Genomic DNA, 18,211 nt, shown 5'->3' with positions numbered 1-18,211 from the left:
AGCTTTTGCTTTCTCCTTTGGAGTTAAAAAAATTTAAGTGTTTTGTGAAGTTCTTCATTAAGAATAAGTTTAATACGTTCTTTAAATCCTAGAGTTTGAACTTTTAAATTAGCTTGATCTTGTTGAGAATGAATAGTAAAGAAAGATAAAGGACGAGAGTAGTAAAAAAAATTACCTTTTGACAATAAATACATCCATAAAACCCAGTCCGCGTTTGCTCTAAAATGTAAGTTGCAAAAGTAAAAAGGATTTATATCAAGAAGAGATTTTCTAAACATATAGGTTGAAAACTCTCCTACGTAGTTTTTTAAATCAGTTAGAGATTTTCTTATTACTTCTTTTCCATTTAGGATTTGATCTTTCTTACATAAAGGTTTAGTAGCTTCTATGCCATGAATAAACTCTTCTTCTTCGTTGACAGGAATTCTGTGAGAGGAAACAAGAACAACATCTTCATACTTGTTTAGGACTTTTTCCATTAGTTCTAAGGCTTCTGGATGCAACAGATCATCATCTGCAAGAAACTTTATATACTCATAATTTGCTTCTTCTAATAACTTGGAATAATTCTTTTCTACACCTAACCTTTCATTATTTTTCCAATATTTTATCAGTCCTTTGTATTGTTCTACCAAGTCTTTAATTGCCTCGAAGTTTTCAGTGGAATGAGGGTTATCATCGGAAATTATTATTTCATCGGGAAGTCTAGTCTGATTCAAGACAGAAATGAGAGCTCTACGGAGGAAATGAGGTCGGTTATAAGTAGGAATTAACAAACTTATTCCCTTTTTGTTACCCATTATATCTCCTAACTGAGAACAAATTTTGAACGACAAATAAATTTTTATTGTTCACTTTTTTACTCATTGAAATCAGCTTCTTTATTACATACTCTTGTAGATTATCATCCAACTCTCCAGATAGTTCTATCCGATCTGAGAATGTTTGTCCAATCAACTCTACTTGTAAGTTCAACTCGTTATCTTCAGATATAATCTGAATCCAGTCCCTAAAAGAATCTTCAGTAAAGAACCTTAGATGAGTGTTATCAAGTATTCCTAGAAGAGAATAATTAAATCTTCCAATTAATAGATTGTAAATAATGTCTAAATGTCCTATGTTAGGAATACTTACTATTAGTTCCCCTTTGGGTTTCAGCAAAGAAATTAAAGTCAAAAAAAGTTCATTTATATTTCTTATATGTTCTAAAACATCTAAACACAAAATAGTATCGAAGCTTTCATAGTATCTATTTTTTAACTCATAAAGAGATTGGAAAGATTCTAAATTCATCTCTAACAATGTATCATAAGCACCTGTTTTTTTAGCTTCAGCTAAAGCTTTTCTATCAATATCTATTCCAACTATATTTACCTGTTTTAAATTCTTTAGTTGCTTACCAAAATAACCATAAGAACAGCCTACTTCTAAAACTTTGCTTTCATTTTTTATTCTTTCCGCAGCAATAAAGTAGGTAGTTCCTCTAGGAATACCGTCCTTCAAAAGTTCCCTTCCTAAACTGTACTTTTTTTCTTCTAGTTTTTTTATATTCTTAGGAATGTAAAGCAGATTTCTTTCAGCATTTCCTGTAGTACTCAGTTTCATTATATTGCCTCTACCCTGTAAGCTTTAATTAGTAAATCATTACTCACACTATTGATCGAGAAGAGCCTGATTTGATGAGCATCCTCTATCGAAAAGCTACCATCAAACATTGACATTCCCTTTCCACCCAAAATTTTAGGAGCGTAAAATAAATAGAATTTGTCAATTAAATTCCCTTCTAACAAACTCCACGCTAACTTTGAACCACCTTCACACATAACTGAGTAAATACCGAACTCTCCTTTCAACTTCTCCAAAGCAATCTTAAGTTCAATAGAATTTTCACCTGCTTCTAGTAGTTTAACCCCTTTTCCTTTTAAAATTAAAGCTTTATCAGAAAGCATACTTTCCCTTGTAGTGATAATTATCAAGTCTTCACTTCTACTTTTTATTAATCGGCAACTTAGAGGAATTTTTAAGTGGGGATCAACAACTATTGCTTTTGGTTGAACATCCGCCGGAACTTTTCTAACGTTAAGCAAAGGGTCATCTTTTAGAACTGTTCCAATTCCAACCATTACAGCGTTGTGATAGCTTCTTAGAATATGGACAAGTTTTCGCGATTCTTCGGAAGTTATCCACTTGGAATTTCCCTTATAATCTGCAATTTTTCCATCAAGTGTTGCTGCAAGTTTTAAGGAAACAAAAGGGCGTTTTTCCTTTAAATTAACGATAAAATCATCTATAAGTTCAAAACACTCTTTTTCAAGAACTCCAACCTTTACTTCTATTCCTGCATTTTTTAATTTTTCAACTCCCCCTCTAGCAACAGGATTTGGATCTCTAATTCCAACCACAACTCTTTTTATTCCTGCTTTTATTATTTTTTCTGAACAGGGGGGAGTCTTCCCATAGTGGTTGCAGGGTTCGAGAGTTACATAAAGGGTTGCTCCTTTTGCTTTCTCCCCCGCTTTACTTATTGCTACGCTTTCTGCATGGGGAAGTCCAGCTCTTTCATGATAACCTGTTGCTATTACTTTGCCATCTTTAACTATAACAGCCCCAACTGCAGGATTAGGAAGGGTTCTCCCTTTAGCTTTATAAGCTTCGCTAATAGCAAGTTTCATAAACTTTTCATCTTGGGTCATCCGTATCCAACCTTAAATAGAGTTAGAAAAGAAGGAAAGAAAAGGAAGAGAATCAAACCTTTAAGAAGTTTATAGCATTTCTAACTTCTTCCATTGTTTTTTTAGCAACTTCTCTTGCCTTCTTTGAACCTTCAGAAAAAACCTCAATGAGTTTAGAAGGATTAGAAAGTAGAGACTGTCTTTTCTCCCTTATTGGCACTAAAAAGTTGTTTAAATTTTTGGCAAGTTCTTTTTTACATTGAACACAGCCAATTTCTCCTTTCTTGCAAGCTTCTTCAAGCTCTTTAGTCTTATCTAGTGGAGTGAATATTTTGTGATAAGCAAAAACAGAACAAATTTCGGGATGTCCAGGATCGGTTTTCCTGACCCTTGAAGGGTCAGTAACCATTGACATTACCTTTTTGTTTACCTCTTCTTCGGTATCTGCCAAGTATATGCAGTTTCCGTAGGATTTGCTCATTTTTCTACCGTCAAGTCCTGGAAGCTTTGGTGCTTCGGAAAGGTAGGGACGAGGTTCAGGGAAAAGTTTTCCAAAAAATCTGTTAAATCTACGAGCAATTTCGCGAGAAAGTTCTAAGTGAGGAATTTGGTCTATTCCAACAGGGACTGTATCTGCTTTATAAAGAACTATGTCTGCGGTTTGAAGAACTGGATATCCAAGGAATCCGTAAGTTGCAAGTTCTCTATCCTTTAGGTTTTCCATCATTTCTTTGTAAGTTGGATTCCTCTCAAGCCATCTAACAGGAGTAATCATACTTAAAAGAAGATGAAGCTCGGCATGCTCTTTTACAGATGACTGAACAAACAAAACAGATTTTTCAGGATCCAAGCCGGCAGCCACCCAATCTGCCATCATTTCAAGGGTATTATCGGCCAAATCTTTAGTGTCGTGATAAGAAGTGGTTATTGCATGCCAATCGGCAATGAAGAAGAAGCACTCAGCTTTATCCTGAAGTTCCAACCAAGTTTTTAGAGCTCCAAGGTAATTTCCAAGGTGAATTTTTCCGGTTGGACGCATTCCTGAAAGAACTCTTTTTATATCTTTAGGTTCTTCATACTTTTCAAGTGCAATTTTCATTTCTTTATCAACGTTGCTAACGAGAATTTCCTTCTCCATGCTTACTCCTTCATTCCTTCATATCTTTCCATTATTCTTTTATAGATTTCCTTATAGCTTTCTACCACTTTACCCATATCTTTTCTAAATCTATCTTTATCAAGAACTTCCATTGAAGATTTATCCCATAGTCTACAAGAATCTGGAGTAATTTCATCTGCAAGGATTACTTCTCCGTTGTGTCTTCCAAACTCAAGTTTAAAATCAACTAAGATTATGCCTATCTCGTCAAAGAACTTCTTTAAAAGTTCATTAACTTTAAGAGCCGTGTTTGTCATCTCTTCAAGTTCCTCTTTTGTAGCCCACTCAAAAAGATAAACGTGATTTGGACAAACCATTGGGTCGTGAAGTTCGTCTGATTTGTAGAAGTATTCAACAAGAGGTTTTTTCAGAGGAGTTCCTTCTTTTACTCCATATCTTCTTGAAAAACTACCAGCAGCAATGTTTCTAACAACTACTTCCACAGGAATAATCTCACATCCTTTAACAAGCATTTCTCTTGAGGAAAGTCTTTCAACAAAGTGAGTTTTTATGCCGTTTTTTTCTAAGTACTCAAAAATAGCTGTAGATATTGAACAATTTATAACTCCTTTGTCCTCAAGAACCTCTTTTTTTGCACCATCAAATGCTGTTGTATCATCTTTAAAGTATTGAACTAATAGATCTTTGTTGTCTGTTTTATACAAAACTTTTGCTTTTCCTTCGTAAAGCTTTTCTTTCTTTTCCATGTTATTTCCTCCTATATTCTCCTATATTTTTGTACTAGGAAAATTATACAGTGCTATAATCTTTACTTCAAAATTTTATACTCTCATAGAGAGGAGAGATGAAAGAGTACTGTGGAGTTTTTGGAATTTACAACAATCCTAATGCTGCATATTACACTTACCTTGGTCTTTATGCCTTACAGCATAGAGGACAGGAAAGTGCTGGAATTGCGGTAACTAACGGAGAAAGAATAACCTACTATAGAGATTTTGGCCTTGTTTCATCTGTCTTTAAAAATGAAAGTTTAAAACATTTAACAGGTTTTGTTGCAGTTGGACATAATAGATATTCAACTTCTGGAGCTTCAGATTCTCCTGATAACATTCAACCTATAGTTGTTTCATACAAATACGGTCAAATGGCAATTGCTCATAATGGAAATATCGTTAATGCTTTAGAGCTCCGGGAAAAACTTGAAGAAGAAGGTTCCATTTTTAGAGGGACTACAGATTCTGAAGTGATAGTTCATTTGATAGTAAAGTCTAAGAAAAGAAAGTTTTTAGAAAAACTTATGGATGCTCTTTCAAAACTTAAAGGTGCTTATTCTCTTCTTGTTATGACAAACAAAAAGCTTATTGCTGCAAGAGATCCTTGGGGTTTTAGACCTTTATGCATGGGAGAGCTTGACGGCAGTATAGTATTTGCATCTGAAACATGTGCTTTTGACCTTATAGGGGCAAAGTACATAAGAGATGTTGAACCTGGAGAAGTAGTTGTCATTGAAAATGGAGAAATAAGTTCTTATCAAATTCCTGGTTGTGAAAACTGCAAAAAATCTCAGTGTGTTTTTGAGTTTGTTTACTTTGCAAGACCAGATAGTAAAATATTTGGAAAAAGCGTTTATGAAGTAAGGAAAGAGTTTGGAAAAATCTTAGCAAGAGAGTATCCTGTAAAAGCAGACCTTGTCATTCCTGTTCCCGATTCTGGCGTAGTTCCTGCTCTTGGATATTCCCAAGAAAGCAGAATACCTTTTGAAATGGGATTAATAAGGAATCACTATGTTGGTAGAACGTTTATCAAACCAGATCAAAAGATGAGAGATATTGGAGTAAGGGTGAAACTTAATCCAATTCCTGAGCTTTTAAAGAATAAGAGAATAGTTGTAATAGATGACTCTATCGTAAGAGGAACAACCAGTAGAAAGATAATAAGGATGTTAAGAGAAGCAGGAGCAAAAGAAGTTCACATGAGAATAAGTTCTCCACCTACTAAATGGCCGTGTTACTTTGGTATTGATACTCCGACACGAGATCAACTAATAGCTTCTTCTCACTCTATAGAGGAAATATGTAAATATATAGAAGCTGACTCTCTTGGATATCTTTCACTTGAAGGAATGATAAGAGCTGCTGGAGGTAACAAAGATAGTTTTTGTACAGCATGCTTTGATGGAAACTATCCATTAAGCGTTCCAGAAACCATTACAAGACAAGCTGAAAAGAAATAGTGGTGCGCCTGGCGGGACTTGAACCCGCGACGCTCGGATCCGGAGTCCGAGGCTCTATCCAGCTGAGCTACAGGCGCATAATTTATTTGCAGTAGGAATAATATAATCTTCTGGAAGCGGCTGTGAAGAATCTGAAAAAGTACTTCTGTTTTCTTAGCTATCTTATTAGTTTGATTATCGTTCTGTTTGTTAGTGTAAAAATAATTAACATAAGATCTAAATGTACTTATGAGCGTTCAAAAATATCAAGATTAATCAATAGAATAGAACAGCTAAAGGAAGAAAATAACAGAATGACTATCGAATTTTACAGAAAACTAAGACCTGAAATAATAGATTCAAAATCAAAGGATATGAAGTTACTACATGAGAACGAGGTAAAATACCTAAAATGAAGTTGTTTTATGTCTTAAGACGTTTCTTTTTAAAGCTTTATAACTTTGTTAGACCCTTTAAAGATGATAGATTAAATCTGTTTTTATTTGTTTCAATCTTTTTATTTCTGATATATTCATTTAAACTTCTTTCTCTTTCCTATTTTGAAAAAAATTATTGGATAGGCTTAGTAAAAAAGCAGTTTGAAGGAGCTATAAAGGTATCTTCTGAAAGAGGAAAAATTTTTGATAGAAACGGTATTCCGCTTGCAGTTAGTGAAAAAGTTGTTTCTTTTTACATAAGACCGACAGAAATTAAGGATAGAGAGCTCTTTAAAAAAATTCTTCTTAGAGATCCTAAAACGATAAAACTTTATCTTGAGAAAAAGAATTCTTTTTCAGTAGAAAATTTAAAAAGCATAGAAGAAAAGCTTAAACCCTTTTCTTTTATAACTGCCGATGATATTTCAAAAGCTTACAAGAAGAACTTTATCGTAGCAAAGATCAAGGGAGAAGATGGAAAATATAAAGAAATAAAAGTACCTTTTGTTTGGCTAAAAAAAGAAGTTTCCGTTTCAAAAAATAAGGCATACCAAGCCGTAAGTACGTTACTTAGGGTTTACTATGCTCTTTCAGGTGAAAACAGGTTTAGGAAAAAATATCCTGACCTTGTTGGTTTTGTTTCTGAGTATCAAAGAGTATATCCTTACGGTGTTGGTTCTGTGGTAGTTGGTATTACAAATAAAGTGGGAGAAGGACTTTCAGGTCTTGAGTATCTTCTTGAGAAGAAGAAAATAATAACGGGAGATGTCATTTTCCTTTCAGGTCAAAGAGACGCAAGAGGGAAAGTGTATCTTGGAAAAGAAGCCTCTATCTTCTTGACAAAGAAAAAAGGAAACAATGTGGTAACAACAATAGATGCTAATCTTCAGTATATTTTTGAAAAAACTTTGGAAAAGTATGGAAAAGAATGGAATCCAAACTTTATAAACGCAGTTCTTATGAATCCTTATACAGGTGAAATAGTTGCTGCTGCCAGTTATCCTTTTTATAAGTATAGTGAAAAGAAAACTAAAGATTTTATTTCAAAACTCAATCCTCGATTTATAACAGCTCCTTACGAGCCAGGGTCTGTTATGAAACCAGTTGTAATGGCGGCTGCTATTAATGAAGGTCTCATTACGAAAGATTCCGTTTTTGAATGTCCGGCTACTTTTAAAGTAGGAAATAAAGTTTTTAAGAACGAATTTCATGGAAAAGATGTAAAACTAAGAGCCTGGGAAATAATACAGTACTCAGATAATGTAGGAATTATTCAAGTAGCTCAAAAGTTAGGTAAAGAAAAGTATTACAAATACCTAAAGGCTTTTGGATTTGGTGAAAAGACAGGTATAGAGCTCCCAGGAGAAAATCCTGGAAAGCTTAGAAACTGGAGAAAGTGGAAAGATGTAGAGTTTGCAACTCTTTCCTTTGGACACAACATCTTAGTTACAACTTTACAACTTGCTGCAGCTTATTCAGTCCTTGTTAATGGAGGCTATTACGTAAAACCTAAGATTATTTCCTCTATTGTAGATGAAAAAGGAAATATAATTAAGCGATTTCCTTCTATTAAAGTAAGAAAAGTTATTTCCGAGAATACATCTAAAATAATGAGAAGAATTCTTACAATGGTTGTTGAAGGAGGAACAGGAGTCGGTACAAGATTTGAAAACTATTTTGTAGGTGGAAAAACAGGAACAGCCTTAAAATATGATCCTAAAATTCATATGTACAGTAAATCTAAAATTACAGCAACTTTTGCTGGTGCTTTTCCTATGACAAATCCCCGATATGTTTTAGTTGTAACTGTTGACGAACCCAAAGTGCCCCAAAATATGCTCTGGGCAAGCAAAATTGCAGTTCCAATATTTAGAGAACTTGCCGAGAGAATTTTACTGTATGAGAGAGTTGCTCCAGATAAAAAAGAATACATTTTAGAGGAAAATGGTACCATAGTTTCAAAAGAGATAAATAGCGACTTCATTCTTAAAAACGCTTTGCATAATAGTAAAATTGCTCATTAAAATTTGCTTAGAGAGGTAAGAGATGATTGAGATAGAACTTCCTGATGGTAGCAAACTAACATTTGAAGGAAAAACAAGCGTAAAGGAAATAGCAGGTAAAATAGCTAAAAGTCTTGAAAAAAATGCTGTTGGAGCTTTCTTTAATGGAGAGCTCATAGACATTCACACTCCTATAGAACGAAGTGGAAAAATTAAGATAATTACACAAAAAGATCCAGAATCTCTTGAAGTTTTAAGACATAGTGTAGCTCACATACTTGCAAAGGCAGTTAAAAGGGTTTACGGAAAAGATAAAGTAAAGCTTGGGATAGGACCTGCTACAAATGAAGGATTTTATTATGACTTTGATTTACCTACTTCGATATCAGAAGAAGACCTATCAAAATTAGAAGCTGAAATGGAAAAGATTATAAAAGCAAAAGAAACTTTTAGAAGAGAAGAAATAACAAGAGAACAAGCTCTTGAACTTTTTAAAGATGATCCTTATAAAACAGAACTTTTAGATTCTATTTCTGAAAATGAAAAAATAACCATTTATTGGCTTGGAGAAGATTTCTTTGACCTTTGTAAAGGACCACATATTGAACATGCTGGAATGGTTAAGGCTTTTAAACTTCTCTCTGTAGCAGGTGCTTACTGGCGTGGAGACTCAAAGAATAAAATGCTTCAAAGAATTTATGGAACAGCTTTTTGGAAGAAAAAAGAACTTGAAGAATACCTTCATAGACTTGAAGAAGCTAAAAAGAGAGATCATAGAGTTTTAGGAAAGCAACTTGACCTCTTTTCTATTTACGAAGAAGCAGGTTCTGGACTAGTATTCTGGCATCCAAACGGAGCCATCATTAGAAGAGAGATTGAAGAATGGGTCGAAAAAGAGCATGAAAAGAGAGGATACCAGCGAATCTACACACCTCACATAATGAAAGCAGATCTCTGGAAAATTTCTGGACATTACGACTTTTACAAAGAGAACATGTTTTTTGTTCCTGTAGTTGAGCATGATGAAGAAGAAAAACTGGGAAATGAAAAAGTGCCTCTTACCTGTGAAGAGGTTGAAAGAGCTAACTGGTATGCCGTTAAACCTATGAACTGTCCAGGTCATATTCTTATTTATAAATCTCAACCAAGAAGTTATAAAGACTTACCTTTGAGATTTTTTGAATTTGGTACCGTTCATAGATACGAAAAGAGCGGTTCTTTACATGGTCTTTTAAGAGTTAGAGGTTTCACTCAAGATGATGGACATATTTTCTGCCGTCCTGATCAGCTCAAAGATGAAATCCTTGGTGTACTTGACTATGTTATGGAGCTCCTTTCAGTCTTTAAGCTTGACTATGTTATAAACATTGGAACAAAACCTGAAAAGTACATTGGTAGTGACGAAGCTTGGGAGCATGCAACACAAGCTCTTATAGATGCTTTGAAAGAAAGAGGTTTAGAATACAACATAGTGGAAGGAGACGGTGCTTTTTACGGTCCAAAAATTGACATAGCTGTACTTGACGCTATTGGAAGAAAGTGGGATGGACCAACTATTCAAGTTGATTTCAATCTTCCAGAAAGGTTTGACCTAACTTATGTTGACCGTGATGGAGAAAAGAAAAGACCTGTTATGGTTCATAGAGCAATAATGGGAAGTATTGAAAGATTTATAGGTCTTCTCATAGAACACTATGCAGGGCTCTTTCCTTTATGGCTTGCTCCTACTCAAGTTGTAGTAATACCTGTTAGTGATAAGTACATAAATTATGCAGAAAATGTTTTTAGAAAGCTAAAAGAAGTTGGCATAAGAGCTAAACTTGACGATGAAAGCGGAAAAGTAGGTTATAAGATAAGAAAAGCAGAACTTTTAAAAATTCCATACATGGTAATAGTTGGAGAAAAGGAGCAGGAAAGCAATACGGTTTCTGTTAGATCTAAAAAGGAAGGAGATCTTGGCAGTATGGAAATATCTAACTTTTTAGATAAAATTCTTACAGAGATTAAAGAAAAACTCTAATTTAAAGGAGGGTATCATTAGTAAGAAGCTTGATCAAACAAGGGTAAACGAGAAAATTAGAGCAAGGGAAGTTCTAGTTATTGACAGTGACGGAACCAAGTTAGGAGTAATGCCTACGCTAAAGGCATTGCAACTAGCAAAGGAGCAAGGTCTTGACCTTGTTGAAGTTTCCCCAAATGCTAATCCTCCCGTTTGCCGTATTATGGATTATGGAAAGTACAAGTATCAGCAGCAGAAAAAGATGCATGAAGCGAAAAAGAAGCAAAAAACAATTGAGGTTAAGACTGTAAAGGTACGTCCAAGAACAGATGAACATGACCTACAAGTAAGAATAAAACAGACTAGAAAATTCCTTGAGAAAGGAAATAAAGTAAAGGCAGTAGTTATGTTTAGAGGAAGAGAACAGGCTCATATTGAGTTAGGAGAAGCTCAACTTATGAAGATATATGAAGCTGTCCAGGATATAGCGGAAATAGAGAAGAAGCCTAAGAAAGAAGGTAGAGATATGATTATGATACTTGCACCTAAGAAAAAATAGCCTATAATTTAGGAAGAATTTTGCGCTAATCCTCTCCTTTTCAAAGGGGAGATACAGCGCACGGCGTAAGCCGTTGTTTGATATAATTTACGCAAGGCGATAACCAAGCCTACTGGTCTTTGAACAAGTGAATAGGTCGGGTGTGCTACTAGTAGACGGCCCATCCACCTACCTAATGAACGGTGGATGCGGGGAGGGGACTGGTAGCGGGGTCGCTCACCTTACGAGCGGTAGGGTTGGAACGACCCGAACTTACGCCCGCAGAGAGTGCGAGCGCACTCGTTGAAGCGGGAAGCTCCTCATTTCAATGAGGAATAGTTCACGCTCGTTTTTAAAATAGTAAGGAGGCTCTGCAATGCCAAAAATCAAGACAAGAAGATCTGCAGCAAAAAGGGTTAAAGTAACAGCAAAAGGAAAGATTAAGCACTGGCATCCTAACAAGAGCCATATTCTCACAAAGAAGAGTAGAAAGAGGAAAAGAAAGCTAAGAAAAGCTGCTTATCTTGAGGGAGCTCAGGCAGCAAACTACAAACAGTTAGTACTTTACAAGTAAGTGATGCAAGCAGGCAGTAAAGCCTTATAGGGCGCCTGCAGCTCACTATTTTAAGGAGGAGACATGAGAGTAAAGACAAGTCCAAGAAGGTATAAGAGGAAAAAGCTTAAGAAACTTACCAAAGGTTACTTTGGTGGTAGGTCTAGACTCTTTAGAACAATGAAAATTGCTGTGATGAAATCCCTCTTTTATGCTTACAAGCATAGAAGAGAAAGAAAGAGGGATTTCAGAAGACTTTGGATTGCGAGGATTAATGCTGCTGTAAGACCTCTTGGTCTTAATTACAGCAAGTTCATAAACGGTCTTAAAAAAGCAGGGATTGAGCTTGATAGAAAAGTTCTTGCTGACATTGCCGTTAGAGATCCTGAAGCTTTCAAGGTAATTGTAGAAAAAGCAAAAGCAGCTCTTTAATAGTCTATAAAAAGCCCCCAAGGAAATGGGGGCTTTTTATTTATCCCCTATGGTCAAAAGTTTTCAAAGCAGGAGAAACTTTATTCTTTTTAATATTTTCAATTTCTGCTGGAATTATCTTCTTAAGCTTTCTCATTATAAGAAAATTCTCAACAAATATTATTAGAGCAACTAAAGTTGCTCCTATAAAAGCACTTTTTATGTTGTTTGCTAGTAACATATATTCTTGTCCAGAGTTTTGAACTATAAAGTCCAGCATTATAAAGAATATGTAGAGGGAAACTATAAAGTAGGTTTGTTTTACATACTCAGCATAGTCAAGTATGATTGCCGTTAGGAAAGTTATCTTAAAGCTGAAAGTAAGAGCATAGGCAAAACCTCCAGGTTTGATAGCATTTAAAGGAGAGAAATCTTTTTCCTTATTTTTTAGTAGAAACTTAAGAGCAGCGTTTACTCTCATAAGTCCTGTGATTGTTGGAAGACTTATAATAAGAAAAGCTATTAATCCCCAAAGAATCATTGTGAAGTTCATTTCTCCTCCTATGAAAGATGTCAACCCCCAACACAGAGGTTGCATTTATTTTCAACAAAATCCATAAATTGCCTTCTCTCTCTCAAAACTGCGAACATTACTTTAACCAATTTCCTCGCCGCAGCTATCAGCGCTTTCTTCTTCTCTAAACCTTTCTTAACTAACCCTTCGTAAAATCTTTTAACTGAATTGTCTAACTTGCTGTTCAATAACGCTCTCGTAGCCTGGATAATCTTGTTCCTCGTTCTGCTGTCCCCTTTCTTTGTTATCCTTCCATTTCTAACTTCGTCTCCACTGCTATTAACACGAGGAACAAGTCCAAAATAAGCCGCTACCTTGTCTCCGTTTTCAAACCTCTCTTCGTTACATACGGCAGATATAAAGGCTATAGCTACTATATCTCCTACTCCAGGTATGCTTTTTAGAAGTTCTACTTTTCCCTTAAGCTCCTCATCTTCTCCTATAAAACTCTTGATATCTTCTTCTGTCTCTCTTATCTTATCTGTTAAGTATTCTATTGTTTCTATTTGCCTCCATATCGTTTCTCGTAATGACGGAGGCACTTTCTTCTTCGTTTCTTCCTTTATCCTTTCCATCCCTTTCTTCGTGGTGAGTTCTCTCTTGTTTGTCTTTATCCCATATTCAAGCAATAGGCTATGAAGTCTGTTAATTACCCCTTTTCTCATATCTACAAAGCTATCTCTCTCTTTCATCTTTATCCTTAGCTCTTTTTCTTTTCTCGTCGGGACGTAAACTGTCGGAAGTAAGCCCATTTCATAGTAAATGGCTATCGTTTCTGCATCTATCCTGTCGTTTTTAGCACTGTTAACACCTTTTAGAATGTTCTTAAATTTGTTAGTGTTAACGTAAGTTATTTCATCAACGCAGTTCCTTATCTCCTCCGTAAAAAATGTTACTCCTGTTAAGGTTTCTACCGCAACTTTTACTGAATATCCTTTTTTCCTAAAAGTTGTTAGGTGATTTTTAAATTTCTCTAACTCTTCTGCTTCGTACTTCTTGGTATTAAGTATCCCTGTCAGACAATCTAAATAAGCTGCTGTAAAGCTGTTTTTGTGGTAGTCCACTCCGACATACAGTGTTTTCTCTACCTTCTCCTTCATCTCTACCCCCTGATATGTTTTGTGTTTTGCAACCTCTGCTTCGGAACTATTCCCATACTCCAATACGGCGCTTCCCGCCACTATAATTAGCCGGCAGGAGGCATCGGCTAATCTCCACGCACGGGGCTTATTCCCCAGGGAAAAATCCAGCCTCCTGCCTTTAAAGGTTGCCTCTTTACTATAGTCCCGAATTTCAGGGGGTGACATCTTTTATATCATCTCCTTTATTTTTATTTCTCTTAAAATTTTTCTTATTCTTTGAAGAATGCCTTTTTCTTCCTTTTGAATAGAAGGGTCTTTTTCTATTTTTGAAGAGGCTTTAAGAAGATATTCTTTAGCTTCTTTAAGCCTTCCTGTCTTATAAAGGCATTCACCATAGTGTTCGCTTATTACAGGATCATCTTGTTTTAATTTCAATGCTTTTTCTAAGTATTTACATGCGTTTTTATAATCACCTTTTTTGTATAGAACCCATCCTAAGGTATCAAGGAAGGCAGGATTTTCCGGTTCTGCTTTAAGAGCTTTTTCAGCAAGCTTTTCTGCTTCATCTAAATTAATGCCTCTGTTAGCATAAAAGTAAGCAAGGTAGTTATAAACATCGGGAGATGGTTCTATCTGAAGTAGCTTTTTAAGGTAGCCTTCTGTTTCCTTATCTTTTCCAAGTTTTTCGGCAAAATAGGCAAGATGAAAATAGAGATCTCCAAAGTTTTTCAAGTCTTTTTCCCAAGTTTTCAGAAGATTATACGCTTCTTCAGTGTTTCCTTCTTTATCGTCAATTACTGCAACTTGGATAAGATATCCAGGCTTGTTTGTAAGTTGCCAAAGTCTTTCAAAATATGCTTTTGCATCGCTTAATCTATTCATTTTATAAAGAAGAAAGGCTGTTTTTTCTAAAACGGTTGGATTTTCAGGATAAAGATCAAGAGATTTTTCGTAAGCTTCCAATGCTTTTTCGTAATTTCCAGACATTTCATAGGCAAGTCCAAGCATAAAGTACACATTTGGATTATCAGGATTAAGTTTTGTGATACGTTCTATAAGAGGTATAACTTTTTTATACTCTTTCATTTCAAAAAGGCTTGCAGCAACCCAAGAAAGAAGCCTTAAATTATAAGGGTCTAACTTTACTAATCTGTTTATTACGTTGAGTGCTTCATTAGTCTTATTCTGCTTTAAGTAGATAATAAAAATCTCTTTCAATGCATAGATGTTATCTGGATTTTTATCTAAGACTTTTTCTAAGAACTTTTCTGCTTTCTTATAGTCTTTTTCTTTAAGGTAAATTTTCCCTAGTAGAACATAAGCGCTTTCAAAGTTAGGATTTAATTTAATAGCTTTTTCTATGTAATTTCTTGCAGTATTTATTTTTCCTTTAAGAAAGGAAACTTCTCCAAGAAAATAATTGATTAGAAAATCTGAAGGATATTTTTTTAAGGCTTCAGTAAGAAGTTTTTGAGCTTCCAAGTATTTCTTCTCATTAATGTATAGGTTTGCCAGCATTATGTAAGTGCTTTTATCAGGAGCAGTAGATAGAATTCTTTTATAGTATCTTTCTGCTTCTTTCTTATTCCCTTTTATAATGGAAATTCCAGCTAAAAGCTTTAGAGCTTTAGGATTTTTAGGATCTATAGATAGGGCTTTCTTGGCAAATTCTTCAGCATCTTCAAGTTTTTTTAGGTTAGCTGTAAACCTTGCTGCCTCTAAGAGATAGTTGATATTTTTAGGGTCTTTTTTAACGGCTTCTCTGATTGCTCTGTAAGCTTTTTCAAAATTACCCTTTTCTTTCTCGTTGAGAAACAGCATGTAGTAGTAAACAGCTCCAGGTTCAGCTTTATAACTTTCCTTTTTTACGTTCTGATTAATCAGCGGTGATACTGCAGTCTCTTTTTTTACTCTTTCTTTTTCAGGTTTTATTTTTTCAGTGGTCGTGCTTTCTTTTTTCGTAAGAGTGGCACATGAAGAAAAAACCAATAAAGCAGTTGATAGATAAAGAGCTCTTTTCATATTCCTTCCCTTAAGGTTCGAGATTAAATTTTAAAAAAATAATAGCAAATAAAATAACAACATACATAGCTTAAAATATAGGTCTAAAAACTTGATTAAGGGATTTTGATGAGAAAACTACTAAGGAGATTGAAGGATTTATTAAATCTTATTGTTCAAGATGATTTTAAATACTTTGAGAGAATCAAAAATCCGGATAAAACTGTTTCTAATCTTTTAAAAGAGCTCTATCCTCATCTTGATAGGAAAAGAAAGTTATGGGTTTCAAAGGTCTTAAAACTTTTTGAAAATTACGATTCTTTTACAAAAGAGCAGAAAAAAAGGTTTTTTAAAGAGCTTCACTCTGTCATACTCCTTAAATTCTCTGAAGAAGAAATAGAAAAAGCCAGAAAAGAAGAAATTCCTAGAGAGAGAATATTTTCTAGTCAGGAAAAATTTGAAAGAAAGAAGACATATCCTATAAAGGCCTTTTTTCAGCCAATTTCGACTATCAAGGGTATTAAAAAGAAAACTGTTGAAAGACTTAAAAAGCTAAGCATAGAAACAATCCTAGATGCTATCTACTATCTTCCTTTTAGATATGAAGATAGAACAACTATTACTCCTATGAGTTTTTTAAAACCCGGTCAAGTTTTTTTGGTTAAGGGGAAAGTAGTAAATGTATTAGTTATTGAAACTTCAAAGAAAAAAAAGAAAATCTTAAAAGTTATCTTATACGACAAGACCGGAACAGTTACTTTAATATTTCTTCAAGAAAGAGTCCTTAACTACTATAAAATGCTCTTTTCAAAGGCAAAGGAGCTTGAAAAAGAAGTCCTTGCATATGGAATTGTAAAAAGAGAAATGGGCAGTTACTCAATGGTTCATCCTGAAGTTGAAATTTTTGATAAAAATAGGGGAAAACTTGAAAAACTTGGAGTGATTCTACCTGTTTATCATTCATCTGAGGGTATAAAACAATCGACTATAAGAAAGGATATTGGAAATATTGTTAAGAGAGTAATTCCCTTTTTGCCTGAATATTTACCCCAAGAATTGCTTAAAAGATACTCTTTTCCTGATATTGCTACAGCTTTTTGGAGGGTACACTTTCCATTTGATGAAGATGCACAGGACCTCTTAAATTTCAAAACTCCATCTCAAAAGAGGGTAATTTTTGATGAGCTTTTTCTCTTTCAGCTTGCTCTAGCTCTCCACAAACAGAAGATAAAAGGAGAAAAAGGGATAGCTTTTCCAGTTAAGAAAGAATTGGTGGATGAGTTTAAAAAAGCTCTCCCATTCAGTTTAACTAATGCTCAAGAAAAAGTCTTAAGAGAAATAATGGAAGATATGAAAAAAGATGAACCGATGAACAGACTTGTACAGGGAGATGTTGGAAGTGGTAAAACGGTTGTTGCAGCAGCAGCAGCCTTTTTTGCTGCAAAAAGTGGTTATCAGACAGCAGTTATGGCTCCAACAGAAATTCTAGCAAACCAGCACTTTAAAAAGTTTAGAGAATTTTTGAAACCTTTTAGCATAAAAGTTGGACTTCTTACTGGTAGTATGACAAAAAAAGAAAAAGAAACGATGTATAGAGCAATAAAAGAAGGGTTTATTCAAGTGGTAGTTGGAACTCATGCTCTAATTCAGGAAACTGTTGAATTTAAAAATCTTGGATTAGCAATAATAGATGAACAGCATAGATTTGGAGTAAAGCAAAGAGTAGAACTTAAGAAAAAAGGAAAATTGCCAGATGTTTTGGTAATGACCGCAACTCCAATTCCAAGAACCCTTGCAATGACAGCTTACGGAGATCTTGATATTTCGGTTATAGATGAACTTCCAGCAGGAAGAAAACCTATTAAGACAAAGATTTTATTTGAAGATGAAAGAGATACTCTAGTAAGATTTCTTCTAAAAGAATTAAAGATGAAAAATAGAGTTTATATAGTATATCCGCTTATAGAAGAGTCTGAAAAGTTAGAACTCAAAGCAGCCACTGAAATGCATCATTACTGGGAAAAAAAGCTTAAACCCTATTCAGTTGGACTTCTCCATGGTAAGATGAAACAAGAAGAAAAAGACGAGATTATGGAAAAATTCAAAAGAGGAGAGTATCAAGTTCTTGTTTCAACTACTGTTATTGAAGTTGGTGTTGACGTTCCAGAGGCAACGGTCATGGTTATAGAACATGCTGAACGCTTTGGGCTTGCACAGCTTCACCAGCTTAGAGGTAGAGTTGGAAGAGGAAATAGGCAATCTTATTGCTTTCTTATTACAAAAAGAAGCATAAGTGAAGATTCAATAAAAAGGTTAAGGGTTCTTGAGTCAACAAATGATGGTTTCAAGATTGCAGAAGCTGATCTTCAGTTTAGAGGGCCTGGAGAAATTTTTGGAACGAGACAGTCAGGGCTTGGAGACTTTAAGATTGCTGATTTAAGGAGGGATTTTGAGATTCTGAAAATAGCAAGAGAAGAAGCCCAAAAACTTGTAGAAAGAAATCCAGAGCTTGAAGGGTTAAACGACCTTAAAGAATTAATGAGATTTAGATTTGGAGAAAAGTTTGATTTTGTAGAAGTAGGTTAAGAACTTAATCGCAAGGAGGAAGA

At 34.8% G+C, this 18,211-nt stretch carries 16 protein-coding genes and 1 tRNA gene; 8 read left to right on the top strand and 9 right to left on the bottom strand.

Annotated elements, in window-relative coordinates:
- Nucleotides 1-23: 23 nt before the first annotated feature.
- From DESTER_RS06600 to purC, 5 genes are read right to left on the bottom strand one after another with little or no spacing between them, the layout of a single operon-like run.
- Nucleotides 24-800, bottom strand: coding sequence for a glycosyltransferase (locus DESTER_RS06600; RefSeq protein WP_013638874.1), 777 nt, complete (start codon nucleotides 798-800; stop codon nucleotides 24-26).
- Nucleotides 793-1,605 carry a class I SAM-dependent methyltransferase gene (locus DESTER_RS08100; RefSeq protein WP_013638873.1) on the bottom strand — a complete coding sequence of 271 codons (813 nt, stop codon included), beginning with the start codon at nucleotides 1,603-1,605 and terminating at the stop codon, nucleotides 793-795. The genes DESTER_RS06600 and DESTER_RS08100 overlap by 8 nt, the downstream gene beginning before the upstream one ends.
- Entirely contained in the window at nucleotides 1,605-2,693 is a 1,089-nt protein-coding gene (gene ribD, locus DESTER_RS06590) for a bifunctional diaminohydroxyphosphoribosylaminopyrimidine deaminase/5-amino-6-(5-phosphoribosylamino)uracil reductase RibD (RefSeq protein ID WP_013638872.1), read from the bottom strand. The genes DESTER_RS08100 and ribD overlap by 1 nt, the downstream gene beginning before the upstream one ends.
- Nucleotides 2,694-2,745: 52 nt before the next feature.
- Complete coding sequence (trpS, locus tag DESTER_RS06585) at nucleotides 2,746-3,810, bottom strand: tryptophan--tRNA ligase (RefSeq protein WP_013638871.1); 1,065 nt, start codon at nucleotides 3,808-3,810, stop codon at nucleotides 2,746-2,748.
- Between the two features lie 2 nt (nucleotides 3,811-3,812).
- A complete protein-coding gene (purC, locus tag DESTER_RS06580; protein ID WP_013638870.1) occupies nucleotides 3,813-4,538 on the bottom strand; it encodes a phosphoribosylaminoimidazolesuccinocarboxamide synthase in 726 nt (241 codons plus the stop codon).
- Nucleotides 4,539-4,636: 98 nt separating this feature from the next.
- Between purC and purF the strand changes: the two genes are divergently transcribed.
- Nucleotides 4,637-6,025 (top strand): amidophosphoribosyltransferase, encoded by a 1,389-nt coding sequence (gene purF / locus DESTER_RS06575; RefSeq protein ID WP_013638869.1) that lies wholly within the window; start codon nucleotides 4,637-4,639, stop codon nucleotides 6,023-6,025.
- Here purF and DESTER_RS06570 read toward each other — a convergent pair.
- Nucleotides 6,026-6,102, bottom strand: a tRNA-Arg gene (locus DESTER_RS06570).
- Nucleotides 6,103-6,147: 45 nt separating this feature from the next.
- Here DESTER_RS06570 and DESTER_RS06565 point away from each other — a divergent pair.
- The 6 genes from DESTER_RS06565 (at nucleotide 6,148) to rplT (ending at nucleotide 11,966) form a co-directional block, all read left to right on the top strand.
- Nucleotides 6,148-6,420 (top strand): hypothetical protein, encoded by a 273-nt coding sequence (locus tag DESTER_RS06565; protein ID WP_013638868.1) that lies wholly within the window; start codon nucleotides 6,148-6,150, stop codon nucleotides 6,418-6,420.
- The gene (locus DESTER_RS06560; RefSeq protein WP_013638867.1) at nucleotides 6,417-8,465 is read left to right on the top strand and encodes a peptidoglycan D,D-transpeptidase FtsI family protein; all 2,049 of its coding nucleotides are present in this window, start codon (nucleotides 6,417-6,419) and stop codon (nucleotides 8,463-8,465) included. The genes DESTER_RS06565 and DESTER_RS06560 overlap by 4 nt, the downstream gene beginning before the upstream one ends.
- 22 nt (nucleotides 8,466-8,487) lie before the next feature.
- Entirely contained in the window at nucleotides 8,488-10,464 is a 1,977-nt protein-coding gene (thrS, locus tag DESTER_RS06555; protein WP_013638866.1) for a threonine--tRNA ligase, read from the top strand.
- A 13-nt stretch (nucleotides 10,465-10,477) separates the two neighbouring features.
- Nucleotides 10,478-11,002, top strand: a complete 525-nt coding sequence (gene infC / locus DESTER_RS06550; RefSeq protein WP_013638865.1) for a translation initiation factor IF-3 — start codon at nucleotides 10,478-10,480, stop codon at nucleotides 11,000-11,002.
- Nucleotides 11,003-11,357: 355 nt separating this feature from the next.
- Nucleotides 11,358-11,555, top strand: coding sequence for a 50S ribosomal protein L35 (gene rpmI / locus DESTER_RS06545; RefSeq protein ID WP_013638864.1), 198 nt, complete (start codon nucleotides 11,358-11,360; stop codon nucleotides 11,553-11,555).
- A 63-nt stretch (nucleotides 11,556-11,618) separates the two neighbouring features.
- Complete coding sequence (rplT, locus tag DESTER_RS06540; RefSeq protein ID WP_013638863.1) at nucleotides 11,619-11,966, top strand: 50S ribosomal protein L20; 348 nt, start codon at nucleotides 11,619-11,621, stop codon at nucleotides 11,964-11,966.
- Between the two features lie 40 nt (nucleotides 11,967-12,006).
- Here rplT and DESTER_RS06535 read toward each other — a convergent pair whose 3' ends face one another.
- Genes DESTER_RS06535 through DESTER_RS06525 form a run of 3 tightly spaced genes read right to left on the bottom strand, consistent with a single transcriptional unit; the run spans nucleotide 12,007 to nucleotide 15,623 of the window.
- On the bottom strand, nucleotides 12,007-12,498 hold the full coding sequence (locus tag DESTER_RS06535) for a hypothetical protein (protein ID WP_013638862.1): 492 nt from the start codon (nucleotides 12,496-12,498) through the stop codon (nucleotides 12,007-12,009).
- Nucleotides 12,499-12,518: 20 nt separating this feature from the next.
- The gene (locus DESTER_RS06530; protein WP_013638118.1) at nucleotides 12,519-13,826 is read right to left on the bottom strand and encodes an IS110 family RNA-guided transposase; all 1,308 of its coding nucleotides are present in this window, start codon (nucleotides 13,824-13,826) and stop codon (nucleotides 12,519-12,521) included.
- A 3-nt stretch (nucleotides 13,827-13,829) separates the two neighbouring features.
- Nucleotides 13,830-15,623: a tetratricopeptide repeat protein gene (locus DESTER_RS06525; RefSeq protein WP_013638861.1), complete on the bottom strand. Its 1,794-nt coding sequence runs from the start codon at nucleotides 15,621-15,623 to the stop codon at nucleotides 13,830-13,832.
- 108 nt (nucleotides 15,624-15,731) lie between these two features.
- On the opposite strand from DESTER_RS06525, the gene recG reads away from it, so the two are divergent.
- On the top strand, nucleotides 15,732-18,188 hold the full coding sequence (gene recG / locus DESTER_RS06520) for an ATP-dependent DNA helicase RecG (protein WP_013638860.1): 2,457 nt from the start codon (nucleotides 15,732-15,734) through the stop codon (nucleotides 18,186-18,188).
- The last annotated feature ends 23 nt before the right edge of the window (nucleotides 18,189-18,211 follow it).

Origin of the sequence: Desulfurobacterium thermolithotrophum DSM 11699 (assembly GCF_000191045.1) — a bacterium.
Classification (GTDB): Bacteria; Aquificota; Aquificia; order Desulfurobacteriales; family Desulfurobacteriaceae; genus Desulfurobacterium; species Desulfurobacterium thermolithotrophum.
This window is presented reverse-complemented; position numbering and strand designations above follow the sequence as displayed.